We start from the raw sequence: 25,702 nt of genomic DNA on the forward strand, positions 1-25,702 counted from the left end.
TTATTATTTAGTTGCTTTTTTCTTGTTAGCAACAGTTTTTCTTTTACCTTTTCTTGTTCTAGAGTTATTTTTAGTTCTTTGCCCTCTCAAAGGAAGACCAGATCTATGACGGATACCTCTGTAACATCCAATATCCATTAGACGTTTGATGTTCAAAGAAACTTCAGAACGTAATTCTCCTTCAATTTTGTAAAATCCAACTGCATCACGAATTGCTCCGATCTCGTCATCATTCCAATCTTGAACTTTTTTATCTTGGCTAACTTGAGCTTTCTCTAAAATCTCAATCGCTCTACTTCTTCCTAATCCGAAGATATAGGTAAGTGCTATAACACCTCTCTTATTTTTTGGGATATCTACCCCTGCTATTCTTGCCATAATTATCCTTGTCTTTGTTTAAATCTAGGATTCTTTTTGTTTATTACGTACAATCTCCCTTTTCTACGCACAATGATGCACTCGGGACTTCTCTTTTTTACTGATGCTCTAACTTTCATAGTGAATATCCTTTAATATCGATAAGTAATTCTTGCTTTTGACAAGTCATAAGGGCTCATTTCTAGTTTCACTTTATCACCAGGTAATAATTTGATGTAATGCATACGCATTTTTCCAGAAATATGAGCAATTACAATATGTCCATTTTCTAACTCTACACGGAACATCGCATTTGATAATGCTTCAATGATTGATCCGTCTTGTTCTATTGCTGATTGTTTTGCCATAAATATATTAAGCTACCGCTTTTCTATTTTTACCAGTCTTCATTAAACCATCATAATGCTTGTTTAACAAGTATGAATTGATTTGTTGAATAGTATCTATTGCAACTCCAACCATAATTATTAATGAGGTACCTCCAAAAAACATTGCCCAAGATTGTTGTACATCCATAATACTTACAACAATAGCCGGGAACACAGCAATCAAAGCAAGGAATAAAGATCCTGGGAAAGTTATTAAAGACATCACTTTATCAAGAAAGTCTGAAGTCTCTGCTCCTGGACGAACTCCGGGAATAAAACCACCACTTCTTTTTAAGTCATCAGCCATTTTATTAGTAGGTACTGTGATCGCAGTATAAAAGAATGTAAATACAATGATTAACGTTGCAAATACAAAATTATACCAAAACCCAAACATATTACTAAATGCACCAACGATAGATTGTGATGTATCTGATTTAGACAATCCGGCTACAGCAGCAGGAATAAACATAATTGCCTGGGCAAAAATGATTGGCATAACCCCTGAAGCATTAAGCTTAAGTGGAATCCATTGTCTATTGCCACCGGCTAAATCTTGCTCATAATCACCTGTTGTTGTACGACGAGCATACTGCACTGGAATTCTACGTACTGCCATTGTAAGCAATACACAAGAAATAATAACTAATAGCCATACAATAATTTCAATAACCAATAACATGGGACCACCGTTGTTATTCGTAACTCTGGTTGTAAATTCTTGTATAAAAGCTTGCGGTAAACGAGCTAAGATACCAACCATAATCAATAATGAAATTCCATTCCCAATACCCTTATCAGTAATTTTTTCTCCAAGCCACATAGCAAATATTGTACCTGTAACTAATATAATAACAGACGAAAATAAAAACTCAGGGGAGTTGAACCCTAGCAAAAACGCATTGCTTGGTAATGTTCTGTATAAATTATAGATATAAGTTGGGCCTTGAACCAATGTAATAGCAATAGTTAACCAACGTGTAATTTGATTAATCTTTTTTCTACCGCTCTCTCCATCGTTTTGAAGTTTTTGCAAATATGGAATCGCAATTCCCATTAACTGAACAACAATAGACGCAGATATGTAGGGCATAATACCTAAAGCAAAAACTGAAGCTTTAGAAAAAGCACCTCCGGTGAACATGTCAAGGATTGATCCTAAACCATTTTTTGTTTGTCCCGCTAAACCAGTCAATTGAGTCGCGTCAATTCCAGGAAGCGTAACGTGTGCTCCAAAACGATATACTAAAAGTAATCCTAATGTAATCAGGATTCTGTTTTTCAGTTCTTCGATTTTCCAAACATTACTTATTGATTCAATAAATTTCTTCATAGAATAGAAAAATTATATTGTTACAGCTTCTCCACCAGCAGCTTCAATAGCAGCTTTTGCAGTAGCAGTAAATTTGTGAGCAGTTACTTTTAATTTTGCTTTCAATTCTCCTCTACCTAAAATCTTAACGATTTCATTTTTGGTAGCTAAACGGTTTGCTACAAAATCTGTCATTGAAACAGAATCTGTAATTACACCATTGTCTACTAACAATTGAAGCGTATCTAAATTAACACCTTCGTATTCTTTACGGTTGATGTTTGTGAAACCAAATTTAGGCACACGTCTTTGAAGTGGCATTTGCCCTCCTTCAAAACCAATCTTTTTAGAATAACCAGAACGAGATTTTGCTCCTTTGTGACCTCTTGCAGAAGTACCACCTTTTCCAGAACCTTCTCCTCTACCTAATCTTTTATTTTGATTGTGTGTTGACCCTTCAGCTGGTTGTAAGTTACTTAAATTCATAACAGTATTTGTTATTTAGCTTCTTCTACAGAAACTAAGTGTTTAACTTTGTTTATCATCCCAAGGATAGCAGGGTTTGAATCATGCTCTACAACTTGTCCCATTTTACGTAGACCCAAAGCTTCCAAACCTCTCTTTTGAGAAAGAGGGCAGTTGATTTTGCTTCGTACTTGCTTTACTAATAATTTAGCCATAATTTCCTGAATTAACCTTTAAAAACTTTTTCTAAAGAAACACCTCTTTGTTTTGCAACAGTATAAGCGCTTCTCATTTGTAATAAAGCATCAAAAGTTGCTTTTACCACGTTATGAGGATTTGATGATCCTTGAGATTTAGATAATACATCGTGAATACCTACTGATTCAAGAACTGAACGAACAGCTCCACCAGCAATAACTCCTGTACCATGAGAGGCAGGAATCAAAAACACACGTGCACCACCAAATTTACCTTTTTGTTCGTGAGGAACTGATTGTCCATTTAAAGGAATTTTTACTAAATTTTTCTTAGCATCTTCTACTGCTTTCGCAATTGCTTCAGAAACATCTTTAGATTTCCCTAAACCATGACCAACTACTCCGTTTTCATCACCTACAACTACAATAGCAGAAAAACCAAAAGCTCTACCACCTTTTGTAACTTTAGTAACACGATTAACACTTACCAGACGATCTTTAAGTTCAAGACCACTTGGTTTTACCAATTCTACATTTTTGTATTTAGACATATATATTAGAATTTAAGTCCAGCCGCTCTTGCGCCTTCTGCTAATGATTTAATACGACCGTGATATAAATAACCTCCTCTATCAAAAGTGATGGTATCAATCCCAGCTTTTAACGCTTTTTCAGCAACTAGTTTTCCAACAGCAGCAGCTACTTCAACGTTAGTACCTTTTCCTATTTCTTTTTCTCTTGAAGATGCAGCTAATATAGTAACTCCATTTACATCATCAATAAGTTGAGCGTAAATTTCTTTGTTACTTCTAAATACAGATAGTCTTGGGTTAGTAGCAGTACCACTAATCGATTTTCTAATTCTGAATCTAATTCTCTGTCTTCTATCAGATTTTGTTAATGACATAATCTTATTTTTTAAGCTGATTTACCTGCTTTTCTTCTTAATACTTCACCCACAAATTTAACACCTTTTCCTTTGTACGGCTCAGGCTTACGGAAACCTCTGATTTTCGCAGCAACCTGACCTAAAAGTTGTTTGTCAAATGACGTTAATTTTACGATAGGGTTTTTTCCTTTTTCAGATACTGTTTCTACTACTACTTCTGGAGCAACTTCTAAAACAATATTGTGAGAATATCCAAGAGCTAAATCTAACTTTTGACCTTGGTTTGAAGCTCTATAACCAACTCCAACTAATTCAAGTTCTTTTGTAAAACCTTCATTTACTCCAATAATCATATTATTGATTAATGATCTGTACAATCCGTGTTTTGCTCTTTGGTCTTTATGATCAGACGATCTTTCTACTAATGCTTGATCGCCTTCAACTGTTACAGTTACGTCCGAGAACTCCTGAGTAAGTTGACCTTTTTTTCCTTTTACTGTAATAATACCGTCTTTAACTTCTACAGTTACTCCGGCAGGGATTACAATTGGGCTTTTACCTATTCTTGACATCTTATTTAGTCTTTAAAATTAGTATACGTAACAAATTACTTCACCACCTACATGTAATTGCTTAGCTTGTTTTCCAGTCATCAAACCTTTTGATGTAGAAACAATAGCAATTCCTAATCCGTTAAGGATTCTAGGTAATTTATCAGCACCTGCATATTTACGTAAACCAGGTTTACTAATTCTTTGGATATCTTTAATCACAGGCTCTTTAGTATCTTTATCATACTTCAGAGCAATTTTGATTGAACCCTGAACAGAGTTGTCCTCAAATTTGTAACTCAAGATATAACCTTGATCAAATAAGATCTTAGTTATTTCTTTTTTTAGATTAGAAGCTGGAATTTCAACAACTTTGTGGTTTGCGGCCACTGCGTTACGAACTCTAGTCAAATAATCTGCAATAGGATCTGTATACATATGTATTTGATTGCGACTATGGTTTTCGGGAGACACTCGTCTCCCGAACCTTTAATCAATTAAAATTATTTTTTGGTTTGCAAAACTACAAACTTATTGCGAGATTACCAAGATGCTTTTTTAACACCAGGAATTAATCCGTTATTAGCCATTTCACGGAAAGTAACACGTGAAATACCAAATTGACGGATATAACCTCTTGGTCTCCCAGTTAATTTACAACGATTATGCAAACGAACTGGTGAAGCATTTTTAGGTAATTTTTGTAATCCTTCGAAATCTCCTGCCTCTTTCAAAGCTTTTCTTTTCTCAGCATACTTAGCTACCGTTTTTTCTCTTTTCACCTCACGGGCTTTCATTGATTCTTTAGCCATATCTTAATTCTTTTTAAAAGGTAAACCTAATTCAGCCAATAATGACTTTGCTTCCTTGTCTGTTTTTGCAGTAGTAACAAATGTAATATCCATTCCTGAAATTTTGTTTACTTTGTCAATATCAATTTCTGGAAAAATGATTTGCTCTAAAACCCCAAGATTGTAATTACCTCTACCATCGAAACCAGTAGCTTTAATACCACTAAAATCCCTAACACGTGGTAAAGCAGAAGTAACAAGTCTATCTAAAAACTCATACATTCTTTCTCCGCGTAAAGTAACTTTTGCTCCAATAGGCATCCCTTTTCTCAATTTAAAAGACGCAACGTCTTTCTTTGAAATTGTAGATACTGCTTTTTGTCCAGTGATCTTTGTTAACTCATCAACCGCATAGTCGATAAGTTTTTTATCAGATACAGCTGCACCAACTCCACGGCTCAAAACGATTTTTTCAAGTTTTGGAACTTGCATCACGTTTGTATATCCGAATTCCTCTTTAAGAGCAGCAATTACTCTACTCTTATATTCTTCTTTTAGTCTAGGTGTATATGCCATTACTATAGTACTTGATTAGATTTTTTTGAAAATCTTACTTTCTTATCTCCTTCTACTCTAATACCAACTCTAGTTGTTTCCTTAGTTTTAGGATCAATTAGTGAAATGTTAGATATTTGTATAGAAGCTTCTTTCTTAACGATACCACCTTGAGGGTTTTTTGCACTTGGTTTTGTATGTTTCGAAACCATGTTTACACCTTCAACTATCGCTTTATTTTTCTCACGGTAAACACGTAATACTTTACCTTCAGCACCTTTATGGTCTCCAGCAATAACTCTTACGATGTCTCCTGATTTTATTTTTAGCTTTATCATCTTAAAACGAATTAAAGCACTTCTGGTGCTAATGATACAATTTTCATGAATTGTTTTTCACGAAGTTCTCTTGCTACCGGACCAAAAACACGAGTTCCTCTCATTTCCCCTGCAGCGTTCAAAAGAACACATGCATTATCATCGAAACGGATATAAGAACCATCAGCTCTTCTCACTTCTTTTTTGGTACGTACAACAACTGCAGTTGAAACAGCTCCTTTTTTAACGTTTCCGTTTGGAGTTGCATCTTTAATAGATACTACAATCTTGTCACCAACAGAGGCATACCTTCTTTTGGTACCTCCTAAAACACGGATAGTTAAAACTTCTTTTGCTCCCGTGTTATCTGCTACTTTTAGTCTTGATTCCTGTTGTACCATAATTATTTAGCTCTTTCTAAGATTTCAACTAATCTCCAACATTTTGTTTTACTTAAAGGTCGCGTTTCGCTAATTCTTACAGTATCTCCAATGTTACAGTCGTTTGTTTCGTCGTGTGCAACGTATTTCTTTGTTTTCAACACGAACTTACCGTATAATGGGTGTTTTACTTTTCTTACTTCAGCAATAACAATAGACTTATCCATTTTATTTGAAGTAACAACACCAATTCTTTCTTTTCTTAAATTTCTTTTTTCTTCCATCTTTCAGCAGAATACAATTATTGTAACTCTCTTTTAGTTAACTCTGTAGCCAATCTTGCAACTGTTCTTCTTACACTTCTGATTTGAAGTGGGTTCTCAATTGGAGAAATAGCGTGAGCCATTTTTAGGTCAGCATATACTTTCTTAGTTTGACTAAGTTTTTCTTGCAACTCCGCTGCAGAAAGATCTTTTATTTCTGATTGTTTCATAATATAAATTTAATTATGCTTCGAAATCTCTAGCAACGACGAACTTAGTTTTTACTGGAAGCTTTTGAGCTGCAAGACGTAACGCCTCTTTTGCAACTGACAAAGGAACTCCTCCAACTTCAAACATAATTCTTCCGGGTTTAACAACGGCAGCCCAATATTCAACGGCACCTTTACCTTTACCCATACGTACCTCAAGAGGCTTCTTAGTAATTGGTTTGTCTGGAAATATCTTGATCCATAATTGTCCTTCTCTCTTCATAAAACGAGTTGCAGCAATACGTGCAGCTTCGATTTGACGAGACGTTAAGAACATTCCATCTTCATGTACAGATTTAATACCAAACATTCCATTAGAAAGTTCATGCCCTCTTTGAGAGTTACCTTTCATTTTACCTTTCTGTACCTTACGGTATTTTGTTCTTTTAGGCTGTAACATTTTTCTTTAGTTTAAAAATTTACTTTCTTTTACGAGCATCTGGTTTTCCACCTTTATTAAAAGGTTTTCTGTCTCCTCTTGGAGAATCTCCACCTTTACCACCACCAGTTCCGGATTGTTTTTTATCCATTCCTGCAAGTGGGGAAAGATCTCTCTTTCCATAAACTTCACCTTTCATGATCCATACTTTGATACCCATTCTACCATAAGTAGTGTGAGCTTCAGCCAAAGCATAATCAATATCAGCTCTGAAAGTTGATAGAGGAATTCTACCTTCTTTGAAACCTTCTGAACGCGCCATCTCCGCACCATTCAAACGACCAGAAATCAAAACTTTGATACCTTCAGCGTTCATACGCATAGAAGCAGCAATAGCCATTTTGATTGCACGTCTGTAAGAAATACGGCTTTCGATTTGACGAGCGATGCTTGTCGCCACAAGATAAGCATCTAATTCAGGTCTTTTAATTTCAAAGATGTTGATTTGAACCTCTTTGTCAGTAACTTTCTTAAGTTCTTCTTTTAGCTTGTCTACCTCTTGTCCGCCTTTCCCGATAATGATACCAGGTCTTGCAGTAGTGATAGTAACGGTTACAAGCTTCAAAGTTCTCTCGATGATTACTTTTGATACACTAGCTTTTGATAAACGGGCGTGGATATACTTTCTGATTTTGTGATCTTCGGCAAGTTTATCACCGTAATCATTTCCACCATACCAGTTAGAGTCCCACCCTCTGATGATACCAAGTCTATTTCCAATTGGATTTGTCTTTTGTCCCATGCTGCTTAAGAATTGCTTTGTGTGTTATTGATAGCTCCAAGCACGATTGTTACGTGATTAGAACGTTTTCTTATTCTGTGTGCACGACCTTGAGGAGCTGGACGAAGTCTTTTCAACATCATTCCACCATCTACTCTGATCTCTTTAACAAATAATCCAGCTTCTTCTAAATTACCTTCACTATTTTTTTGCTCCCAGTTGTTGATTGCAGATAATAATAGTTTTTCTAATTTTCTTGAAGCTTCTTTAGAACTGAATCTTAAGATGTTAAGTGCTCTTTCTACCTTCTGACCTCTTACCAAGTCCGCTACTAAGCGCATTTTTCTAGGTGAAGTAGGGCAGTTATTCAATTTCGCGAAAGCAATAGACTTATTAGCCTCTTTTCTCGCATCTGCTGTTTCTCTTTTACGAACTCCCATTGCTTCTTATTTTTTACCTTTATTTTTTGCTCCAGCATGACCTCTAAAAGATCTAGTTGGTGAAAATTCTCCTAATTTGTGACCTACCATGTTTTCTGTTACGTAAACTGGTACAAATTGACGACCGTTATGAACTGCGATTGTTTGTCCAACGAAATCCGGAGTAATCATAGAAGCTCTAGACCAAGTCTTTACTACACTATTTTTACCACTTTCTACGTTTTCCTGAACTTTCTTGTCTAACTTATAATGAACGAAAGGTCCTTTTTTTAATGAACGTGCCATATCTTATTATTTCTTTCTACGTTCTACGATATACTTGTTACTCGGGTTTTTCTTAGAACGAGTTCTATAACCTTTTGCTGGTATTCCATTTCTTGAACGTGGATGTCCACCAGAAGAACGTCCTTCTCCACCACCCATTGGGTGATCAACAGGGTTCATTGCAACAGGTCTTGTTCTAGGTCTTCTTCCTAACCATCTTGTTCTACCAGCTTTTCCTGATACAACTAATTGGTGGTCTGAATTAGAAACAGCTCCAATTGTAGCCGAACATGTTAACAAGATCAATCTTGTTTCACCAGATGGCATTTTAATTGTAGCATATTTTCCATCTCTTGCCATTAACTGAGCAAATGTACCAGCTGAACGAGCAATTACTGCTCCTTGACCTGGACGTAACTCAATACAAGATATTACAGTTCCTAAAGGAATTCTGCTTAAAGGTAATGTGTTACCAATTTCAGGTTGAGATTCTGGACCAGAAACTAATTTCTGACCAACTTTCAATCCGTTTTGAGCGATAACATAAGTTTTCTCACCATCAGCATAAGCTAATAATGCGATAAATGCAGTACGATTTGGATCATATTCGATTGATTTCACTGTAGCTGGAATTCCTTCTTTTGTACGTTTGAAATCAATAATACGATATCTCTGCTTGTGACCACCACCCGTATAACGCATGGTCATCTTTCCTTGACTATTTCTACCTCCAGAGTTTTTTATCGGCGCTATCAAAGAGCGTTCCGGCTTATCAGTTGTAATGGCGTCATAACCATTCACAACTCTAAATCGCTGACCTGGGGTAATAGGTTTTAATTTTCTTACTGACATTTTATCTTAGATATTGTTGTAAAAATCAATTGTTTCTCCTTCTTGTACTTGTACAATTGCTTTTTTGATAGCATTTGTCTTTCCACTGATCAAACCACTTTTAGTGTATTTTGTAGTTCTGTCCGGTCTTACGTTCATCGTGTTAACTGAAACGATAGTTACTCCATAAGCAGCTTCGATAGCTTTCTTAATCTGAACTTTGTTTGCTTTTTTGTCAACAACGAATCCGAAGCGGTTTAAAACTTCACTTTCTTTGGTTACTTTTTCTGTTACTATAGGTCTAATTATGATACTCATATTCCTATTATTTGCTTAAATTTTCTTCAATTAACTCCAAAGAACCTTCTAAAAGCACTAAATTATTAGTGTTTAATATAGCGTAAGTGCTTAATTCCGAGCTAGTTACGACATTAGAAGACTTTAAATTACGTGACGACAAATATACATTTTTATTCGCTTCACCCAATACAAATAGAGATTTTTTATTTTCTAACCCTAAAGCTTTCAAAACGTTAATGAAATTTTTAGTGTTTGGAGCTTCAAATCCAAAGTCTTCAAGAACGATAATATTCGACTCTTTTGCTTTGATTGAGAAAGCTGATTTTCTCGCCAATCTTTTCAAGGCTTTATTCAATTTGAATGAATAGCTTCTTGGTCTTGGTCCAAAAATAGTTCCACCACCTTTAAACAATGGATTTTTGATACTTCCCGCACGAGCTGTACCAGTTCCTTTTTGTTTTTTAATCTTACGCGTACTTCCTGTCACCTCAGCTCTTTCTTTAGCTTTGTGAGTTCCCTGTCTTTGATTTGCAAGATATTGCTTAACATCAAGGTATACAGCGTGATTGTTTGGTTCAATTGCGAATACTGAATCAGAAAGTTGAACTTTTCTCCCAGTATCTTTTCCGTTGAAATCTAATACTTTTACTTCCATTACTTCTGAATGATTACATAAGAGTTTTTATGTCCAGGAACGCATCCTTTAATAACAAGTAGGTTCTTTTCAGCTACTACTTTTAAAACTCTAAGGTTTTGAACTTTTACATTATCTCCTCCCATTCTTCCAGCCATACGCATTCCTTTGAATACCCTGGAAGGATAAGAAGAAGCTCCTACAGAACCCGGCGCTCTTAAACGGTTGTGCTGACCATGAGTTGCTTGCCCAACACCACCAAATCCGTGACGTTTAACAACCCCTTGAAAACCTTTACCTTTAGATACACCTTGTACATCCACAAATTCTCCTTCAGTAAAAATAGAAACATCAATAAGATCTCCTAATTTTTGTTCAGTTGCAAAATCTTGAAATTCAACGACTTTTTTCTTAGCAACAGTTCCAGCTTTTTTAAAGTGACCTAAAGCCGCTTTAGTGGAATGTTTCTCGTTTTTGTCATCGAAACCAAGTTGCAACGCTTCGTACCCGTCAACACCTTTGGTTCTGACTTGGGTAACAACGCATGGCCCAGCTTCGATTACTGTACAAGGAATGTTTTTCCCGTTTTCGTCGAAAATACTAGTCATGCCGATTTTTTTACCAATTAACCCAGACATAAATATTAATTATTGATTACTAAAACTCCCTTCAATTTGAAAATCACATAAATTTCCAAACAGGGAGTGCAAAAGTAGGTATTAAAATTCAATTTACCAAACGGTTACAAAAATTAAATCGCTCATTATCAAAATCCAAGCCCAAAAAAATCAGCATATTTTTATTTTAGTTCCAAAGTGAAAATATTTTAATGAATAATTATTACAGATTAATATTACAAAATGAATTATTAGAAAAACCTCTCAATCCTTGCCAACAAGCTATATACAAGGCTTTTTTAACAAAACGGCATTAAATTATTGTTTTTATTCTATTAAAAATCAAAAGAATAAAAATCTACAAATACAAAAAAAAGCGAAACATTCCTGTCTCGCTTTTTTTTATAAAAATATAATAAAATTACACTTTGATCTCTACTTCAACTCCACTTGGCAATTCAAGTTTCATTAATGCATCAATTGTTTTTGATGAAGATGAATAAATATCAATCAATCTCTTGTATGACATTACTTCAAATTGCTCTCTCGCTTTTTTGTTTACGTGCGGAGAACGCAGTACAGTGAAAAGTTTTTTGTGAGTTGGTAACGGAATTGGACCTGTTACAACCGCGCCAGTAGTTTTTACTGTTTTTACGATCTTTTCAGCAGACTTATCTACCAACATGTGATCGTAAGATTTTAGTTTTATTCTGATTTTTTGACTCATTTTCTTAAGAATTAAGCGTTACCTTTTGCTTTTTTAATTACAGCTTCTGAAATATTAGAAGGTGTTTCTGCATAGTGAGAAAACTCCATTGTTGAAGTAGCTCTACCAGAAGATAATGTTCTTAATGTTGTTACATATCCAAACATTTCTGATAAAGGCACATCAGCCTTAATAGTTTTTGCACCGTTTCTGTCACCCATGTCATTAACCTGACCTCTACGACGGTTGATATCACCTACGATATCTCCCATGTTTTCTTCAGGAGTAATAACTTCCATTTTCATGATTGGTTCCAAAATAATTGCTCCAGCAGCTTTAGCTACTTCTCTATAACCCATTCTTGCAGCTAATTCAAAAGAAAGAGCATCTGAATCGACAGGGTGGAAAGATCCGTCTGTCAAAGTTACTTTTAAACTATCCACTTGATAACCAGCCAAAGGACCAGTTTTCATAGCTTCACGGAAACCTTTTTCTACAGATGGAATATATTCTTTAGGAACGTTACCACCTTTTACTGCATTAATAAATTGCAATCCTACAGGAACTTTACCATCAATTTCATCAGCTGGCTCAAGTGTAAATACGATATCACCGAATTTACCACGACCTCCTGATTGCTTCTTGTAAGTCTCTCTATGAGTTGCAGTTCTTGTAAACGCTTCTTTATATTCAACTTGAGGCTCACCTTGGTTTACTTCAACTTTAAATTCACGTTTCATTCGATCTACCAAGATATCCAAGTGAAGCTCACCCATACCTGAGATAATAGTTTGCCCTGAAGCCTCATCTGTTCTAACAGTAAATGTTGGATCTTCTTCAGCTAATTTAGCCAAAGCCATACCCATTTTATCAACATCCGCTTTAGTTTTAGGTTCAATTGCAATACCAATTACCGGCGCAGGGAATTTCATAGACTCAAGAATAATTGGGTGTTTCTCATCACACAATGTATCTCCAGTTTTAATATCTTTAAATCCAACAGCAGCTCCAATATCTCCAGCTTCGATGTATTCGATTGGATTTTGTTTGTTAGCGTGCATTTGGTAAATACGAGAAATTCTTTCTTTATTTCCCGAACGTGTGTTCAAAACATAAGAACCCGCATCTAACCGCCCAGAATAAGCACGAAAGAAAGCCAAACGACCTACGAATGGGTCAGTAGCAATTTTAAATGCTAAAGCAGCGAATGGCTCTTTTACATCTGGCTTACGCAAGATTTTAGTTTGATCTTCTTCTAATAATTCAGCATCATCAGGATGAATTCCTTCGATACCTTCCTTATCCATTGGAGAAGGTAAATATTTACAAACTGCATCTAACATGAATTGAACTCCTTTGTTTTTGAAAGAAGAACCAGCAATCATAGGAATGATAGCCATGTCCATAGTAGCAGCTCTAAGAGCATTGTTAATTTCCTCCTCAGTAATAGAATCTGGATCTTCCATATACTTATCAAGCAAGTTTTCATCGTAATCAGCAACTGCCTCAATAAGGATATCTCTATATTCTTTAACCTCTGCAACCATATCAGCAGGAATTTCAACAATATCAAAAGTTGCCCCTTGAGTTGCATCATGCCAAATGATAGCCTGGTTTTTTACTAAATCTACAACACCTTTAAAATCATTTTCTTCACCAATTGGCAAAGTGATCGCAACAGCGTTTGACTTTAACATATCACGAACTTGTTGACAAACTGCCAAAAAGTTAGATCCCTGACGGTCCATCTTGTTCACAAATCCCATACGAGGAACTCTATACTGATCAGCAAGTCTCCAGTTAGTTTCTGATTGTGGCTCAACACCATCAACAGCACTAAACAAGAAAACCAATCCATCAAGTACACGTAAAGAACGATTTACCTCTACAGTAAAATCAACGTGTCCAGGAGTATCAATAATATTAAAGTGATAAGGCAATGAGTTTGGTAAAAGCTTACCTTGCTCAGTTGGAAAATTCCACTCACAAGTTGTCGCAGCAGAAGTAATTGTAATACCTCTTTCTTGCTCTTGTGCCATCCAGTCCATTGTTGCAGCACCATCGTGCACTTCACCAATTTTGTGTGACTTTCCAGTGTAAAAAAGGATACGCTCAGTTGTTGTTGTTTTACCAGCATCAATGTGAGCAGCAATTCCGATATTTCTTGTATATTTTAAATCTCTAGCCATTTCTTACGAATTAAAATCTAAAGTGAGAGAAAGCTTTGTTAGCTTCTGCCATCTTGTGAGTATCCATTCTTTTCTTAACCGCAGCACCTTCTTCTTTAGCAGCAGCTAAACATTCTGACGCTAAACGTTGTGCCATAGATTTTTCATTTCTTCTTCTGGAATAAAGTATTAACCACTTCATTGCCATAGAAATTTTTCTGTCTGGTCTAATTTGCATTGGAATTTGAAATGTAGCCCCACCTACTCTACGACTACGTACTTCTACGTGAGGCATAACGTTTGTTAAAGCATCTTTCCAAATTTCTAATGAAGATTTTTCTGAATCCTGCTTTTTAGACTCAATGATGTCAATTGCATCATAAAATACTTTGAAAGCTGTAGATTTCTTACCGTCCCACATTAAGTTGTTCACAAAACGCGTTACCAATTGGTCATTAAACCTTGGATCTGGTAAAAGTGGTCTTTTCTTTGCCGCTCTTTTTCTCATGTCTTTTTCTTAAAAGTTTTAAATTACTTTTTTGCTTCTTTTGGGCGTTTAGCACCGTACTTAGATCTTCTTTGCGTTCTTCCTGCAACTCCTGACGTGTCAAGCGCTCCACGAACGATATGATATCTAACACCTGGTAAATCTTTTACCCTTCCACCTCGCACTAATACTATCGAGTGCTCTTGCAGATTGTGACCTTCTCCAGGGATGTAAGCATTCACTTCATTACCATTTGTCAAACGTACACGCGCAACTTTACGCATTGCAGAGTTTGGTTTCTTTGGTGTAGTAGTGTAAACACGCGTACAAACCCCTCTTCTTTGAGGACAAGAATCTAAAGCAACCGATTTACTCTTCTTAGTGATCTGAGTTCTTCCTGTTCTTACTAATTGTTGAATTGTTGGCATAATTAATACTAAAAATTTATTATGTATATTAAATTCCCGCTTTTTACGGGGTTGCAAATGTATAAAATATTTTCCACTATACAAACGTTAAATCATTAATTTTCAATAACATTATTTAAGCTTAAACTTTTACAAACAAATAATAGATATTTGCAATACTTTTAATAAATGAAACAATTGCTCTTGAAACAGTCATTACTAATAATCACTTTTTATTTAATAAGTATTTTTGCGAATGCTCAAGATTTTAATTTAAAATTAAGAGGGACTAACAAAACAGAAGATGTAATTTTAGATTCATTAAATTATATCCAAAAACATACAAACATAAAATCACTTAATAACGAGCTTATCAACGCTATAGAAAAGCTAAATAAAAAAGGTTATTTAGACATTAAAACCCTTGAAAATCAAAAAGAAAATGACTCAATATACACATACAAATTATCACTTGGAAACAAAATAAAATATACGCATATATATATAGGTAGAGATAATTTATTTTTTAGCTCATCAAAAACAAAAAATGACACCTTAATTATTCCGTATGAAGAAACCGAAAATTACATAAATCAAAAAATTATTGAGGCCGAAAAACAAGGATTTGCATTAAGCAAAATAAAATTAGAGAATATACGAAGAAAGGATTTGATAATTTATGCCGATTTAAATTTTAATTCCGAAAAAAAACGCAGTGTAAATTCCATTATACTAAATTACACAGATAACAATCGTAGGGATTATTTTCCCAAAGGTCATTTAAAACGACTCCATATAAAATACATCAGCAGAACCCATAATAAAAAAACTATTAATGAGCTTTATAATGATATAAATAATTTTGGATTCGTCAATCAGACAAAATATCCTGAAATACTATTCACAAACGACTCGACAAAAGTTTACGTTTATATCGAAAAAAGAAAAGCAAACACCTTTGATGGATACGTAGGATTTTCAAATGATGAAAACAAAAAACTAAACTTAAACGGATACCTTGACATCACCCTGCAAAACATTCTTAAAGCCGGAGAACAATTTTCTTTATATTGGAAAAGCGACGGAAACCAACAAAAAACTTTTAATACAAAATTAGAAATCCCATACATCTTTAAATCACCACTTGGAATTAAAGCTCAGTTAAACATCTTTAAACAAGACAGTACTTTTCAAAATGCAAAAACACAAATTGACTTAGGCTATTATATAAATTATAATTCTAAAGTATATTTAGGATATCAATCAACTGAATCAAGTGATATTCAAAACACAAACAATACCAACATAAGCGATTTCAAAAATTCCTTCTTAGCCACAACATTTGAGTACATCAGAACTGATGCAGTTAATTATTTGTTACCAAAAAAAGCTAATGTTAACTTAGTATTTGGATTTGGAAAAAGAAATACAACAAATCAACCCAAAACAGCTGCTTCCTGCAATCAATTTTACACAAACTTAAACATCTCCTACAACTTCGAATTGAATGAAAAGAATTTCATTAACATAAATTCACAAAATTTCTACTTAAACAGTGAAAATTACATTATCAATGAATTATTTCGTTTTGGCGGAATGAATTCAATAAGAGGATTTTTAGAAAACAGCTTACAAGCAAATTTATTTTCTTCTATTCTTACAGAATACAGATACGTTGCTTCTAAAAACCTCTATGTAAATTCTATTCTTGATTATGGAATATATCAAGACTTAACAAGAAATGAGAACAAAACCAAAATTAATAAATTAACAGGAATTGGATTTGGAACATCAATACAAACCACAAATGGAACACTAAAGATTAACCTTACAAATGGCATTGCGCACAATCAAAATTTAAAATTATATAACACTATCATAAACATATGTTATAATGTTAAATTTTGATGTTTACCAAAAAAAGATTTTTATTTATTAGGATAGTTAACAAATTATTAAGAGTTTTGCGATACTAATTCAAAATATTTAAAAATGAAACTAAAGTTCAATGGATTCTTAGTGCTAATTTTAGTACTAGTCGCGCAACTTACTTTTGCGCAAGAAAGAGTTGTTTCAGGAACTGTTTCCGACAATGCAGGAATGCCTCTTCCAGGTGTCAGCATATTGGTAAAAGGAACAAAAACCGGAACACAAACAGACTTTGACGGTAAATTTTCCATCAGAGCAACAACAAGCCAGGTTTTGGTATTTAGCTACATCGGTATGAAAACTGAAGAGGTAGCAGCAAGTTCCTCTACTGTAAACGTTAAATTAGCAGATGCAGGAGCACAAGAACTAGAAGGTGTTGTTGTAACGGCTTTTGGTATTAAAAGAGAAAAAAAATCTCTGGGTTATGCGACAACAACTTTAAAAGCAGACCAACTTACTCAGGTTGTAAATACTAACCCATTTGAAACACTTTCCGGAAAAATTGCAGGTGTAGATATTACTGCACCATCTCAGCCAGGTGCTTCCACAAAAGTTGTTATTCGTGGTTTAAACAGTATTACAAATAGTAATGGACCACTTTATGTTGTTGACGGAACTCCAATTAACAATACTCCAACTGGTACAGGAAATAATGGAGTAGCTACTTCTACAAGATCCTATGATTCTGGTAGTGGTATAAGTGATATTGACCCAAACAATATTGAGAGTATGACAGTCCTTAAAGGAGCTGCAGCATCTGCCTTATATGGCTCAAGAGCTGGTGGTGGTGTAATCATTATTACAACTAAAAAAGGAAAAGCAAACTCAGGAATTAAAGTAGACATGTTAGCTTCAACAGAATTTAGTGAAGTTGCCAGAGTACCTCATCTACAAAATAGTTTTGGACAAGGATGGAATGGTCTAGGATTTTCTGGATCTAGCACAACCAGTAACGAAAACGGTTCCTGGGGACCAGCTTTTAATGGCGAATCAAGACCTTGGGGAACCATATACAACAACACTCAACAAATTAAATCTTACGTTGGATTAAATGACAACATAAGAGACTTTTACGATACAGGTGTATTATCTACACAGTCTGTTACACTTAGTGGTGGAGGAGATACTTCAGACTTCTCTTTGGTATTCTCAAATGTAAACAGTGATGGAGTTGTGCCAACATCAGTCGATTTATACAAAAAACAATCCTTAGGTTTCAATGGTGGATTAAAAGGAAAAAAATTCACATTAAGAACATCGATAAACTATGTATATAAAGACCAAGGTATAGTTAATACAGGTCAAGGTGATGATGCAGGTCAAGGTTCAACCTTACAACAAGATCTATTACAAATCCCAAGAGATATTAGTGTAGTAGACTTAAGTGATTACAAAAACAATGTCTTTAACACTCCTGATTACTATTTTACACCTTATGCAACAAACCCATATTTTTCAATAAACGAGAATAGTACAAAAGTATACGGACATAATCTTTTTGGAAACGTTAATTTAAGCTACAAATTAACAGAAAAACTTACTGCTTCATGGCAAATTGGTGGTAACGTCAGAACAGAAAGACTTAAGAGTTACGGTGCAATCGTGAATTATACCCCTGGATCACCACAAGCAATCGCAGGTGCTAACCCAGTTGTAGGTGGAGTTACAGAATCAAGGTCAGAATTTAGTGAATTTGACACTTATTTTAACCTTAATTATAATACCAACTTAAGCGAAGACTGGACCTTAAATCTTTTAGGAGGTTTCAACTACAATAAAAGAGAGAGTGATATATTAAAAAACTCAATCACAAATCTAGGTCTTCCAGGGTTCTATGAACTATCAAACTCTGCTCTAAGACCGGTGATTGATCAGTCAAACTCTCTAAGAAGAACAGGAGCTGTTTATGCATCTGCTGAGCTTTCATTTAAAAACAGATATTTCGCTACAGTAACAGGCAGATACGATATTACATCGACTCTACCGCCTACAGAAAATTCATATTTTTACCCATCCTTATCATTAGGTGCAATTGCAATTGACAACGGAAATACTTTCCTTAAACTAAGAGCAGCCGTTTCAAATATTGCAAATGACACCAGAGTATATACAACTGAAGACTCTTACATTTCAGGTATAGCTAACGCAAACTTCGGTATAATTGCGTCACCAGTTGGAGGTGTAAGTTTCTTCGAAGCTTCAGGAAGACTTGGTAATCCAGATTTAAAACCAGAGAGCACCTTAGAATACGAAGTTGGAGCCGAGGGATCATTCTTCAAAAACAGAATTAGCTATGATATTGCATTGTATCATAAAACAACCAGCGACCTTATTGTAGACTTACCATTGGATCCTTCAACCGGATATACAATAAAAGCAATCAATGCTGGGGATGTAGAAAATAAAGGAATTGAACTTTCTGTAACCGGTAGTCCAATTAAAAACAAAGATTTTTCATGGAACATTACTTACACATTCACTAAAAACCTGAATGAAGTAACTGAATTAAATACAGGAGGAAATTATATTGATTTAACAAGTGCATATGGTGTAACTATGAGAGCCACTAAAGGAGAGGCTATTGGTTCGTTCTACTCTCAAACTCCTAAAACGAATGCTTTAGGACAATATATTGTAAACGCATCAACAGGTATGTATGAAGTAAGTGATGATATCCAAAAAATCGGAAACGCTCAGCGTGATTTTGTTATGGGATTGCAAAACTCTTTCAAATACAAAAACTTTAATCTGGCATTCTCTTTAGATTGGAAACAAGGAGGCGATTTCTACTCTTATACAAAAAGGCTATCACATTTCGTAGGAAATGGAATAGAAACTACTTATAATGATAGAAATTCTTTTATCATACCAAATTCTGTTAATGAAAAGATTGACCCAACAACACAAGAAGTTACCTATACAGAGAACACAACACCACTTACATTTAGTACTGTAACTAATTTCTACAATACAGGAAACAACCCTGGAATAGAGAAAACACATGTAATTGACAAAACTTTTGTTAGATTAAGAGAGGTTAATTTAAATTATGACTTCCCTTCTACTCTTACTAAAAACATGGGATTAAACAAAATCACTGTTGGTATTTACGGAAGAAACCTTTTCATGTGGACTCCTGGAGAAAACCCATATGTTGATCCTGAAGTTGGAACTTTTGGAACAGGAGTAATATCTGAATTTGGAGAATTTGGAGCTAATCCATCACAGAGATCAGTAGGTGGAGTTTTAAAATTATCATTCTAAAAATATAATTCATAGATAAAAATGAAAAAGATAGCAACAATAATAACTGCACTATTCTTATTAGTGTCATGTGATGAATCATTTGACATTAATAGAGACCCGGATGCTCTGCCTCCCGGACAAGCCAATAGCACTATTTTACCAGCAGGAATTGCAGGTTTAGCAGGTGCACAAGGATCATACTATGCTCTTATTGGAGGATTTTGGTCTCAATTCTGGACACAGAACACTACTTCAAACCAATACAAAAACATTGATCAATATAGCATTGGGACTAATGATTTCCAAACTGCCTGGACCGCAATGTACGATGCTTTAAACGACATCAGAGTTGTAAAAAGACAAGCAGAGGCAGAAGGTAACTGGAATTACTATTTAATTGCTACTGTCCTTGAAGTTGAAGCATCACAGATAATGACAGATTTATATGATGCCATTCCATATGCAGAAGCAAACAACCCTAATATTTTGCAGCCTAAATTTAATACAGGAAAAGAAACTTACGACTTAATGATATCTGATTTAAAATTAGCATTGTCTAAAGACTTAAGTTCATCTGTCGGAGCTGCTCCTGGAAATGATGATTTTATCTTCAATGGTACAATGTCTAACTGGACAAAATTTGGGAACTCATTATTATTAAAATTACACCTTAGACTTACAGAAGTTAATCCTTCATTAGCAGAATCAGGAATCAAAACATTATTTGCTTCTGGTGCACAATTTTTAGATGTTGATGCTGCAATGACTCAATTCGAAGATGCTGCAGATAGGAGCAACCCATTATATGAAACTGACAGAAGACAGTTGAACACTACTTTGAATCTTAGAGCTAGTAAAACCTTATACCTTTACCTGCAAACAAATGGTGATCCACGTTTGAACAAATACTATGGCACAGGAAATCCAAACAACCAAGGCGATTTTGAAAATGGAGCTTCAGGACTTTCATTAGTAACTCTATACGCTAAAACTCCTTTATATTTTATGAGTGCTGAAGAAAGCTATTTCTTGCAGGCAGAAGCCCTTGTTAGATATTATGGTGGTGTAGATGCTAAACAAAAATACGATTTAGGAGTTGCTGCAAATTTCCAAAAATACAACAGTACTACTACCGTTGCCCCAATAACTGCCCCAGTAGGAAGCCCTAACGCATTATTGGCTGCGGGAGGGAAGTATGAATTTCCTGCAACAGGAGCTACCGCTCAAATTGAAGCAATTATAACTCAAAAATGGATAGCAAGTTTTCCTGGAAACGGTTACGAATCTTTCTTAGAGCAGAACAGAACGGGCTTCCCAAGAGAGTCTGCTGTTGATCAGGATGACGAAGATTACATTCCTGGACAATTTAGAGTATCTGTTGAAAATGTAACAGGAAAATTATTCCCTAGAAGACTTGTTTTACCAAATACTGTAAAAACACGTAATCCTAACGCTCCGGTTTTAGCAAAAATAACTGCTCCAGTTTGGTGGGATGCTAACTAAAAAAAAACAAACAATGAAAAAAATATTTATATCCCTAATGATGGTTTCAGGACTATTATTAACTTCATGTGAAGAATCTACCGATGGAGTATCAAAAGTGACTGCATACGCTAACTTAACCATGAATGGTGATCCATTAGTTGTTCTCACTCAAGGAGAAACATATACAGAAGCAGGCGTTGAAGCTGAAGCTGAAGGAAAAGTTCTTGAAGTAAAAATTGACGGTACAGTTGACACTAGTAAGCCTACAGTTTATAAACTGAAATATTCTGCAACAAATAGCGATGGTTATCCTGCTTCGTTAACTCGTACTGTAGTGGTACTAAGTAACAAACCAAGTACAATTGACTTGTCTGGTACCTTTTTCAGAGGCAGTAATGCTAATAATGTTACTAAACTAGGAGACAGAAAGTATTTCACAGACAATGCTACTGGTTATACTGTAGATGATCCTAACAATTTAAAGATGGAATTCTACAATATAGATGACAAACAAATTTATGCTCCTTTCAAAGCAGACGCTTCTGAAACAGGTATTGATGCTGAAAGTAACATTGGAACAATTACAGATAAAGACAACTGGAAATGGTCTATTACTGCTACAGCATTCTTCGGCACTGCTGATAGAATATTTAAACGATAATTTAAAAATATTAAAATGAAAAATATAAAATTAAATATAACACGTGTGCTTGCAGTAATACTTGTGCTTACTTCATTTACATCTTGTGACGAAGTTGGAGATACTGATCCAGGAGAAACATCTGTTAAGAGTATGTCAGGAGACTGGTACGTTCAAATGTTCGTTGATGGAGCAGTAGTAGTAAACTATAGAGTTCTTTCTACTTACAACACATCAGCAAATGATGGAAAAGACATGTGGATTGATGATCATGGCAACCTTTGGGATTTTAAAGTTAAGTCACCCATAACTCTTAGTTCGTTGTCATTTGCAGGAGATAATTTAGCTAGTAGTATTGTTCACGATGTTGCTTCAACACCTGATATTATTGAAACATATGACGTTAATGTAAACATCACAGAAGGTAAAATTACTAAGAATGGCGCTACATCTACTGGAGGCCATACTGTTGATGGTATCTCTTTTAAAGCTGAATTCTCAGATGATCCAGGAACTATTTATGAGGTGAAAGGTTATAAGAGAACTGGGTTTCTTGAAGACGAACATTAAAATTATATATAAAGAATTTTATTTAAACCATCCCATTACTTGGGATGGTTTTTTTATATAAACATTATCCCTATATTTGTCCCCATGGAAAAAGAACATCAAATATTTGGAATCAGAGCCATTATAGAAGCCATTCAGGCAGGAAAAGAAGTAGATAAAGTATTCATCCAGAAGGAAATTTCGGGTGAGTTAATGAAAGATTTAATGAAAGTGATGAAACGTGCGAACATTAACTTTTCATACGTTCCTGTTGAAAAACTGAATCGCTTAACACCAAATAATCATCAGGGTGCTGTTGCTACCATATCCCCTATTGGATTTATAGAATTAGAACATCTGGTAGAATCTACAATTGAATCCGGTTCAAAACCTCTATTTTTAATATTAGACCAAATTTCTGATGCAAGAAATTTTGGTGCCATTATCAGAACAGCAGAATGTACTGGTGTTAACGGAATTATAGTTCAAAAAGCCGGTTCAGCTCCTGTAAACGGAGATACTGTAAAAACTTCAGCCGGAGCTGTTTTTAATGTTCCAATTTGTAAAGTTGAACATATCAAAGATGCTATTTTCTACCTACAGGGATCAGGAATAAAAACTATAGCTGCTACTGAAAAAACAGAGCAAAATATTTATGATTTACAATTGAATGAACCTTTAGCAATCATCATGGGATCTGAAGACAGAGGAATTAATCCTTCTGTTCTAAAAATTGTAGATGAAAAAGCAAAACTGCCAATGTTTGGCACAATTGGATCTTTAAATGTTTCTGTTGCCTGTGGTGCTTTCCTGTATGAAACTGTCAGACAAAGAATTTAAATAGTATGGAGAATGTATGGTGAGTAAACGATTTTTTAATTATTAATCGAATGTCTTGTAATCCTACTTCAAACATAGTACTTAAAAACATCTGTTGCTTCATTGCGACACTTGTTACTACAGGTATATGTTACGGACAATCTACCACTTATAATCAACTTTGGAATGAAATACAATTTAACAGAACATTAAATGACAAATGGTCTGCAGAATTAAACATTGGAGGCAGTTACAGCAGTACTGAATCCTCTCCTAATATTTTTGAAAAAAACATTCAAAAAACATTTAGAGGCTGGGGGCATTATTATTTATCGCCTCGCTGGAAGCTTTCTACGTTTATAGCTTATTTTGACAATAAAGATGTCCCGGAGATAGGACAATTTAAATCTCCCGAATGGCGTTTTGCTTTACAGGGCATCTATTATTTTCATAAAACGGGATACACTTTAAGCACCAGAATGAGATTAGAGCTCAGGCACATGAGAAACGGAAACGAGGAGTATGAGAATGTTTTGAGATATCGGCAGCAAATTAAATATTTACAACCTATTAACAGTAAAGTTTTAAGAGAAGGTGTTATATACGCAGTAGCTTCGGATGAATTGTTCTTCAAATCCGGCACTAAGGTCACGGGTTTACGTTTTTTTGATCGAAATAGATTAAATATAGGCGCTGGATATTTACTAACTGATGACATACAGATTGAATTGACTTATGCAAATGAATACCTGCCAAGGGATAATGGAAACCAAATTGTTAATGCAGCAGCTTTAACAATTTCCTTTAATAATCTTTATAAAAATATCAGCAAAAAACTACATAAAAACGAAACGACAACAAGTGACGAATAATTTTTACTTGTCCTCCTCTTTCAAAAAACAGTTCAATTGTTGCATTATAGCATGTTTATGCAATTTGAAGTTATAGCTTCGAACGAATTCTGTTCCCTTCATATTAATTTGAGCTATTACCGCTTCGAATTTTGAAAAAGCTTCAATATCTTTTTCATCCATTAAATACAGCACCTGCATTATAGAATCGTTATGCCTATATTGTGTATCATAATGTTTCAGTTTGTATCTTTTTTGGTCTGCTAATTCTATAGTTAAATCGTCTTTAATTTCTTTGCCTTCCTTTTTAGGCGGGAATGGTGTAGGCTGTAATGCAACAAAGTAGTGCTCTTTATCTGTAACTATATTTATTTTTAGTGACTTTGATTTTGTAGTATAAAAAACAGCCGGATCAAAATAATACATCATACTACCATCAGCTTGTACCCTATTTTTTATCTCACATTGAGCAATAGTTTTTGAGCAGATTAAAAAAATCGTAAAAGTGGTTAACAAACAAATCGTTTTCATAAGAATCAAATAAAATTACAGAACCTTAACAAAAATAATCAATTTAAATCAATGGAACATCTGCTAAATCATTTATCTCCTGATTCTGATTTAGTTATGACATAATTAACCGAAACATCAGAGTTAAAATTGTATGATATTATTTCAGCATTTTCTTGAGCAATTTCAATATTAACAAAATTACCATTTTCATCAAAATGTTTCATAAAAGCATCTTCTTCAGGTTTAAAATCAGGTTTCTGCCAATCATACACAACTGGTTTTGTATACTCGGGCGTTTTATAAAACAACGATATTACAAAACCGGTTATAAAACCTGCCAAATGTCCCTCCCAGGAAATGCTTTGATCTACATCAGGAAAAACATACCAAATCATTCCTCCATAAAGTAAAACTACAGTGAATGACAATGCTACTAAACGATAATATCTACTCTGAATCCCTTTGAAAAATATAAAGCTTACCAAAACATAGATCAATCCGCTGGCTCCAATATGATAATTTCCTCTTCCGATAATCCATGTTATTAAACCGGAAAATAAAATTCCATAACCAATAACGGCAAAAGATTGTTTTGGATAAAAAAATTGCAAAGCTGCCAATAATACTAAAAGCGGAATAGAGTTGTTGTACAAATGATTTAAATTTTCATGAATAAAAGGACTAAACACAACACCCTGCAAACCTGATAAATCCCGAGGATAAATTCCGTTTTGATAAAAATCGAAATCAAACCGGATCTGAATCCAATACACAATCCACAAAAAGAGGACAAAAAATACCGGAAGTCCAACAACAGCGGTTGAAAATTTAAAGTGGTTATCGTTCATGTTTTTATAATCAATTGAATAATTGTTCAATCAAAAAACTATCCAAATACACTTTACTGATAATTTGTCAGCA

The 25,702-nt window shown here is 34.6% G+C and carries 37 protein-coding genes; 7 read left to right on the plus strand and 30 right to left on the minus strand.

The genetic code is table 11. The features are described from left to right. Positions 1-3 precede the first annotated feature (3 nt). From rpsM to rpsL, 28 genes are all read right to left on the minus strand, one after another. Positions 4-378, minus strand: coding sequence for a 30S ribosomal protein S13 (gene rpsM, locus ACEN2I_RS05005; RefSeq protein WP_031456033.1), 375 nt, complete (start codon positions 376-378; stop codon positions 4-6). A gap of 2 nt (positions 379-380) precedes the next feature. Further along, complete coding sequence (gene ykgO / locus ACEN2I_RS05010; RefSeq protein WP_072945378.1) at positions 381-497, minus strand: type B 50S ribosomal protein L36; 117 nt, start codon at positions 495-497, stop codon at positions 381-383. Positions 498-509: 12 nt separating this feature from the next. Next, entirely contained in the window at positions 510-725 is a 216-nt protein-coding gene (infA, locus tag ACEN2I_RS05015) for a translation initiation factor IF-1 (protein ID WP_007136545.1), read from the minus strand. A 7-nt stretch (positions 726-732) separates the two neighbouring features. Continuing rightward, positions 733-2,079, minus strand: a complete 1,347-nt coding sequence (gene secY, locus ACEN2I_RS05020; protein ID WP_007803669.1) for a preprotein translocase subunit SecY — start codon at positions 2,077-2,079, stop codon at positions 733-735. Between the two features lie 12 nt (positions 2,080-2,091). After that, the gene (gene rplO / locus ACEN2I_RS05025; RefSeq protein ID WP_017495009.1) at positions 2,092-2,544 is read right to left on the minus strand and encodes a 50S ribosomal protein L15; all 453 of its coding nucleotides are present in this window, start codon (positions 2,542-2,544) and stop codon (positions 2,092-2,094) included. A gap of 11 nt (positions 2,545-2,555) precedes the next feature. Further along, complete coding sequence (gene rpmD / locus ACEN2I_RS05030) at positions 2,556-2,738, minus strand: 50S ribosomal protein L30 (RefSeq protein WP_017495010.1); 183 nt, start codon at positions 2,736-2,738, stop codon at positions 2,556-2,558. 11 nt (positions 2,739-2,749) lie between these two features. Further along, positions 2,750-3,271 carry a 30S ribosomal protein S5 gene (rpsE, locus tag ACEN2I_RS05035; protein WP_007803663.1) on the minus strand — a complete coding sequence of 174 codons (522 nt, stop codon included), beginning with the start codon at positions 3,269-3,271 and terminating at the stop codon, positions 2,750-2,752. A gap of 5 nt (positions 3,272-3,276) precedes the next feature. Continuing rightward, positions 3,277-3,627 carry a 50S ribosomal protein L18 gene (gene rplR / locus ACEN2I_RS05040; protein WP_072974805.1) on the minus strand — a complete coding sequence of 117 codons (351 nt, stop codon included), beginning with the start codon at positions 3,625-3,627 and terminating at the stop codon, positions 3,277-3,279. Between the two features lie 11 nt (positions 3,628-3,638). Beyond that, positions 3,639-4,181, minus strand: coding sequence for a 50S ribosomal protein L6 (gene rplF, locus ACEN2I_RS05045; protein WP_441765012.1), 543 nt, complete (start codon positions 4,179-4,181; stop codon positions 3,639-3,641). 18 nt (positions 4,182-4,199) lie between these two features. Then, positions 4,200-4,598, minus strand: coding sequence for a 30S ribosomal protein S8 (rpsH, locus tag ACEN2I_RS05050; protein WP_160374439.1), 399 nt, complete (start codon positions 4,596-4,598; stop codon positions 4,200-4,202). A 104-nt stretch (positions 4,599-4,702) separates the two neighbouring features. Further along, positions 4,703-4,972, minus strand: coding sequence for a 30S ribosomal protein S14 (gene rpsN / locus ACEN2I_RS05055; RefSeq protein WP_007803655.1), 270 nt, complete (start codon positions 4,970-4,972; stop codon positions 4,703-4,705). Between the two features lie 3 nt (positions 4,973-4,975). Continuing rightward, positions 4,976-5,527, minus strand: coding sequence for a 50S ribosomal protein L5 (rplE, locus tag ACEN2I_RS05060; protein WP_441765013.1), 552 nt, complete (start codon positions 5,525-5,527; stop codon positions 4,976-4,978). A 2-nt stretch (positions 5,528-5,529) separates the two neighbouring features. Further along, positions 5,530-5,844 carry a 50S ribosomal protein L24 gene (gene rplX / locus ACEN2I_RS05065; protein WP_007803650.1) on the minus strand — a complete coding sequence of 105 codons (315 nt, stop codon included), beginning with the start codon at positions 5,842-5,844 and terminating at the stop codon, positions 5,530-5,532. Between the two features lie 11 nt (positions 5,845-5,855). Continuing rightward, a complete protein-coding gene (gene rplN / locus ACEN2I_RS05070; RefSeq protein WP_007803649.1) occupies positions 5,856-6,224 on the minus strand; it encodes a 50S ribosomal protein L14 in 369 nt (122 codons plus the stop codon). 2 nt (positions 6,225-6,226) lie between these two features. Then, entirely contained in the window at positions 6,227-6,487 is a 261-nt protein-coding gene (gene rpsQ / locus ACEN2I_RS05075; RefSeq protein WP_007803646.1) for a 30S ribosomal protein S17, read from the minus strand. Between the two features lie 17 nt (positions 6,488-6,504). Then, entirely contained in the window at positions 6,505-6,696 is a 192-nt protein-coding gene (rpmC, locus tag ACEN2I_RS05080; RefSeq protein WP_031456038.1) for a 50S ribosomal protein L29, read from the minus strand. 13 nt (positions 6,697-6,709) lie between these two features. Continuing rightward, positions 6,710-7,135, minus strand: a complete 426-nt coding sequence (gene rplP / locus ACEN2I_RS05085) for a 50S ribosomal protein L16 (protein WP_007803637.1) — start codon at positions 7,133-7,135, stop codon at positions 6,710-6,712. 19 nt (positions 7,136-7,154) lie between these two features. Then, positions 7,155-7,916 (minus strand): 30S ribosomal protein S3, encoded by a 762-nt coding sequence (rpsC, locus tag ACEN2I_RS05090; protein WP_007803635.1) that lies wholly within the window; start codon positions 7,914-7,916, stop codon positions 7,155-7,157. A gap of 5 nt (positions 7,917-7,921) precedes the next feature. Beyond that, positions 7,922-8,335: a 50S ribosomal protein L22 gene (rplV, locus tag ACEN2I_RS05095; protein ID WP_007803631.1), complete on the minus strand. Its 414-nt coding sequence runs from the start codon at positions 8,333-8,335 to the stop codon at positions 7,922-7,924. A 6-nt stretch (positions 8,336-8,341) separates the two neighbouring features. Next, a complete protein-coding gene (rpsS, locus tag ACEN2I_RS05100) occupies positions 8,342-8,620 on the minus strand; it encodes a 30S ribosomal protein S19 (RefSeq protein WP_012022488.1) in 279 nt (92 codons plus the stop codon). Between the two features lie 6 nt (positions 8,621-8,626). Continuing rightward, entirely contained in the window at positions 8,627-9,451 is an 825-nt protein-coding gene (rplB, locus tag ACEN2I_RS05105; RefSeq protein WP_059114053.1) for a 50S ribosomal protein L2, read from the minus strand. A gap of 6 nt (positions 9,452-9,457) precedes the next feature. Then, a complete protein-coding gene (gene rplW, locus ACEN2I_RS05110; RefSeq protein WP_007803621.1) occupies positions 9,458-9,748 on the minus strand; it encodes a 50S ribosomal protein L23 in 291 nt (96 codons plus the stop codon). A 7-nt stretch (positions 9,749-9,755) separates the two neighbouring features. Beyond that, positions 9,756-10,385, minus strand: coding sequence for a 50S ribosomal protein L4 (rplD, locus tag ACEN2I_RS05115; protein ID WP_294925960.1), 630 nt, complete (start codon positions 10,383-10,385; stop codon positions 9,756-9,758). Next, entirely contained in the window at positions 10,385-11,002 is a 618-nt protein-coding gene (rplC, locus tag ACEN2I_RS05120; protein WP_441765014.1) for a 50S ribosomal protein L3, read from the minus strand. The genes rplD and rplC overlap by 1 nt, the downstream gene beginning before the upstream one ends. A 400-nt stretch (positions 11,003-11,402) precedes the next feature. Then, positions 11,403-11,708: a 30S ribosomal protein S10 gene (gene rpsJ, locus ACEN2I_RS05125; protein WP_007803605.1), complete on the minus strand. Its 306-nt coding sequence runs from the start codon at positions 11,706-11,708 to the stop codon at positions 11,403-11,405. Positions 11,709-11,719: 11 nt separating this feature from the next. After that, entirely contained in the window at positions 11,720-13,876 is a 2,157-nt protein-coding gene (gene fusA / locus ACEN2I_RS05130; protein WP_441765015.1) for an elongation factor G, read from the minus strand. Positions 13,877-13,886: 10 nt separating this feature from the next. After that, positions 13,887-14,363 carry a 30S ribosomal protein S7 gene (gene rpsG / locus ACEN2I_RS05135; protein ID WP_007803600.1) on the minus strand — a complete coding sequence of 159 codons (477 nt, stop codon included), beginning with the start codon at positions 14,361-14,363 and terminating at the stop codon, positions 13,887-13,889. Positions 14,364-14,386: 23 nt separating this feature from the next. After that, a complete protein-coding gene (gene rpsL, locus ACEN2I_RS05140) occupies positions 14,387-14,770 on the minus strand; it encodes a 30S ribosomal protein S12 (protein WP_007136570.1) in 384 nt (127 codons plus the stop codon). 168 nt (positions 14,771-14,938) lie between these two features. Here rpsL and ACEN2I_RS05145 point away from each other — a divergent pair, with 168 nt between their 5' ends. From ACEN2I_RS05145 to ACEN2I_RS05175, 7 genes are all read left to right on the plus strand, one after another. Then, positions 14,939-16,657 carry a hypothetical protein gene (locus tag ACEN2I_RS05145; protein WP_441765016.1) on the plus strand — a complete coding sequence of 573 codons (1,719 nt, stop codon included), beginning with the start codon at positions 14,939-14,941 and terminating at the stop codon, positions 16,655-16,657. An 84-nt stretch (positions 16,658-16,741) separates the two neighbouring features. Then, positions 16,742-19,942, plus strand: coding sequence for a SusC/RagA family TonB-linked outer membrane protein (locus ACEN2I_RS05150; RefSeq protein ID WP_441765017.1), 3,201 nt, complete (start codon positions 16,742-16,744; stop codon positions 19,940-19,942). Between the two features lie 21 nt (positions 19,943-19,963). Then, positions 19,964-21,427: a SusD/RagB family nutrient-binding outer membrane lipoprotein gene (locus ACEN2I_RS05155; RefSeq protein WP_441765018.1), complete on the plus strand. Its 1,464-nt coding sequence runs from the start codon at positions 19,964-19,966 to the stop codon at positions 21,425-21,427. Between the two features lie 13 nt (positions 21,428-21,440). Then, positions 21,441-22,070 carry an immunoglobulin-like domain-containing protein gene (locus tag ACEN2I_RS05160; RefSeq protein ID WP_441765019.1) on the plus strand — a complete coding sequence of 210 codons (630 nt, stop codon included), beginning with the start codon at positions 21,441-21,443 and terminating at the stop codon, positions 22,068-22,070. Positions 22,071-22,115: 45 nt separating this feature from the next. Next, positions 22,116-22,619 (plus strand): lipid-binding protein, encoded by a 504-nt coding sequence (locus tag ACEN2I_RS05165; RefSeq protein ID WP_441765020.1) that lies wholly within the window; start codon positions 22,116-22,118, stop codon positions 22,617-22,619. A gap of 84 nt (positions 22,620-22,703) precedes the next feature. Beyond that, entirely contained in the window at positions 22,704-23,438 is a 735-nt protein-coding gene (gene rlmB, locus ACEN2I_RS05170) for a 23S rRNA (guanosine(2251)-2'-O)-methyltransferase RlmB (protein ID WP_441765021.1), read from the plus strand. A 50-nt stretch (positions 23,439-23,488) separates the two neighbouring features. Continuing rightward, the gene (locus ACEN2I_RS05175) at positions 23,489-24,289 is read left to right on the plus strand and encodes a DUF2490 domain-containing protein (RefSeq protein WP_441765022.1); all 801 of its coding nucleotides are present in this window, start codon (positions 23,489-23,491) and stop codon (positions 24,287-24,289) included. 3 nt (positions 24,290-24,292) lie between these two features. On the opposite strand, the gene ACEN2I_RS05180 is transcribed toward ACEN2I_RS05175, so the two are convergent. Continuing rightward, a complete protein-coding gene (locus ACEN2I_RS05180; protein ID WP_441765023.1) occupies positions 24,293-24,799 on the minus strand; it encodes a hypothetical protein in 507 nt (168 codons plus the stop codon). Positions 24,800-24,867: 68 nt separating this feature from the next. Further along, positions 24,868-25,629 (minus strand): rhomboid family intramembrane serine protease, encoded by a 762-nt coding sequence (locus ACEN2I_RS05185; RefSeq protein ID WP_441765024.1) that lies wholly within the window; start codon positions 25,627-25,629, stop codon positions 24,868-24,870. Between the last annotated feature and the right edge of the window lie 73 nt (positions 25,630-25,702).

The sequence above is a fragment of the Flavobacterium sp. W22_SRS_FK3 genome, assembly GCF_052113665.1.
In the GTDB taxonomy this organism is placed as follows: domain Bacteria; phylum Bacteroidota; class Bacteroidia; order Flavobacteriales; family Flavobacteriaceae; genus Flavobacterium.

Excerpts from the sequence above, each read along its gene's own strand:
- rpsN (WP_007803655.1), bottom strand. The coding sequence starts at position 4,972 with ATGGCTAAAGAATCAATGAAAGCCCGTGAGGTGAAAAGAGAAAAAACG.
- rplN (WP_007803649.1), bottom strand. The coding sequence starts at position 6,224 with ATGGTACAACAGGAATCAAGACTAAAAGTAGCAGATAACACGGGAGCA.
- rplO (WP_017495009.1), bottom strand. The coding sequence starts at position 2,544 with ATGAATTTAAGTAACTTACAACCAGCTGAAGGGTCAACACACAATCAA.
- rplX (WP_007803650.1), bottom strand. The coding sequence starts at position 5,844 with ATGATAAAGCTAAAAATAAAATCAGGAGACATCGTAAGAGTTATTGCT.
- rpsE (WP_007803663.1), bottom strand. The coding sequence starts at position 3,271 with ATGTCTAAATACAAAAATGTAGAATTGGTAAAACCAAGTGGTCTTGAA.
- rplR (WP_072974805.1), bottom strand. The coding sequence starts at position 3,627 with ATGTCATTAACAAAATCTGATAGAAGACAGAGAATTAGATTCAGAATT.
- ACEN2I_RS05160 (WP_441765019.1), top strand. The coding sequence starts at position 21,441 with ATGAAAAAAATATTTATATCCCTAATGATGGTTTCAGGACTATTATTA.
- ACEN2I_RS05150 (WP_441765017.1), top strand. The coding sequence starts at position 16,742 with ATGAAACTAAAGTTCAATGGATTCTTAGTGCTAATTTTAGTACTAGTC.
- rplP (WP_007803637.1), bottom strand. The coding sequence starts at position 7,135 with ATGTTACAGCCTAAAAGAACAAAATACCGTAAGGTACAGAAAGGTAAA.
- rpmC (WP_031456038.1), bottom strand. The coding sequence starts at position 6,696 with ATGAAACAATCAGAAATAAAAGATCTTTCTGCAGCGGAGTTGCAAGAA.
- ACEN2I_RS05145 (WP_441765016.1), top strand. The coding sequence starts at position 14,939 with ATGAAACAATTGCTCTTGAAACAGTCATTACTAATAATCACTTTTTAT.
- rpsM (WP_031456033.1), bottom strand. The coding sequence starts at position 378 with ATGGCAAGAATAGCAGGGGTAGATATCCCAAAAAATAAGAGAGGTGTT.
- rplV (WP_007803631.1), bottom strand. The coding sequence starts at position 8,335 with ATGGGAGTTCGTAAAAGAGAAACAGCAGATGCGAGAAAAGAGGCTAAT.
- ACEN2I_RS05175 (WP_441765022.1), top strand. The coding sequence starts at position 23,489 with ATGTCTTGTAATCCTACTTCAAACATAGTACTTAAAAACATCTGTTGC.
- ACEN2I_RS05155 (WP_441765018.1), top strand. The coding sequence starts at position 19,964 with ATGAAAAAGATAGCAACAATAATAACTGCACTATTCTTATTAGTGTCA.
- rpsG (WP_007803600.1), bottom strand. The coding sequence starts at position 14,363 with ATGAGAAAAAGAGCGGCAAAGAAAAGACCACTTTTACCAGATCCAAGG.
- rpsS (WP_012022488.1), bottom strand. The coding sequence starts at position 8,620 with ATGGCACGTTCATTAAAAAAAGGACCTTTCGTTCATTATAAGTTAGAC.
- rplE (WP_441765013.1), bottom strand. The coding sequence starts at position 5,527 with ATGGCATATACACCTAGACTAAAAGAAGAATATAAGAGTAGAGTAATT.
- rpsQ (WP_007803646.1), bottom strand. The coding sequence starts at position 6,487 with ATGGAAGAAAAAAGAAATTTAAGAAAAGAAAGAATTGGTGTTGTTACT.
- rpsL (WP_007136570.1), bottom strand. The coding sequence starts at position 14,770 with ATGCCAACAATTCAACAATTAGTAAGAACAGGAAGAACTCAGATCACT.
- infA (WP_007136545.1), bottom strand. The coding sequence starts at position 725 with ATGGCAAAACAATCAGCAATAGAACAAGACGGATCAATCATTGAAGCA.
- rlmB (WP_441765021.1), top strand. The coding sequence starts at position 22,704 with ATGGAAAAAGAACATCAAATATTTGGAATCAGAGCCATTATAGAAGCC.
- rplB (WP_059114053.1), bottom strand. The coding sequence starts at position 9,451 with ATGTCAGTAAGAAAATTAAAACCTATTACCCCAGGTCAGCGATTTAGA.
- rpsH (WP_160374439.1), bottom strand. The coding sequence starts at position 4,598 with ATGTATACAGATCCTATTGCAGATTATTTGACTAGAGTTCGTAACGCA.
- rpsC (WP_007803635.1), bottom strand. The coding sequence starts at position 7,916 with ATGGGACAAAAGACAAATCCAATTGGAAATAGACTTGGTATCATCAGA.
- rpmD (WP_017495010.1), bottom strand. The coding sequence starts at position 2,738 with ATGGCTAAATTATTAGTAAAGCAAGTACGAAGCAAAATCAACTGCCCT.
- ykgO (WP_072945378.1), bottom strand. The coding sequence starts at position 497 with ATGAAAGTTAGAGCATCAGTAAAAAAGAGAAGTCCCGAGTGCATCATT.
- rplW (WP_007803621.1), bottom strand. The coding sequence starts at position 9,748 with ATGAGTATCATAATTAGACCTATAGTAACAGAAAAAGTAACCAAAGAA.
- rplD (WP_294925960.1), bottom strand. The coding sequence starts at position 10,385 with ATGGAAGTAAAAGTATTAGATTTCAACGGAAAAGATACTGGGAGAAAA.
- rpsJ (WP_007803605.1), bottom strand. The coding sequence starts at position 11,708 with ATGAGTCAAAAAATCAGAATAAAACTAAAATCTTACGATCACATGTTG.
- fusA (WP_441765015.1), bottom strand. The coding sequence starts at position 13,876 with ATGGCTAGAGATTTAAAATATACAAGAAATATCGGAATTGCTGCTCAC.
- secY (WP_007803669.1), bottom strand. The coding sequence starts at position 2,079 with ATGAAGAAATTTATTGAATCAATAAGTAATGTTTGGAAAATCGAAGAA.
- ACEN2I_RS05180 (WP_441765023.1), bottom strand. The coding sequence starts at position 24,799 with ATGAAAACGATTTGTTTGTTAACCACTTTTACGATTTTTTTAATCTGC.
- ACEN2I_RS05185 (WP_441765024.1), bottom strand. The coding sequence starts at position 25,629 with ATGAACGATAACCACTTTAAATTTTCAACCGCTGTTGTTGGACTTCCG.
- rplF (WP_441765012.1), bottom strand. The coding sequence starts at position 4,181 with ATGTCAAGAATAGGTAAAAGCCCAATTGTAATCCCTGCCGGAGTAACT.
- rplC (WP_441765014.1), bottom strand. The coding sequence starts at position 11,002 with ATGTCTGGGTTAATTGGTAAAAAAATCGGCATGACTAGTATTTTCGAC.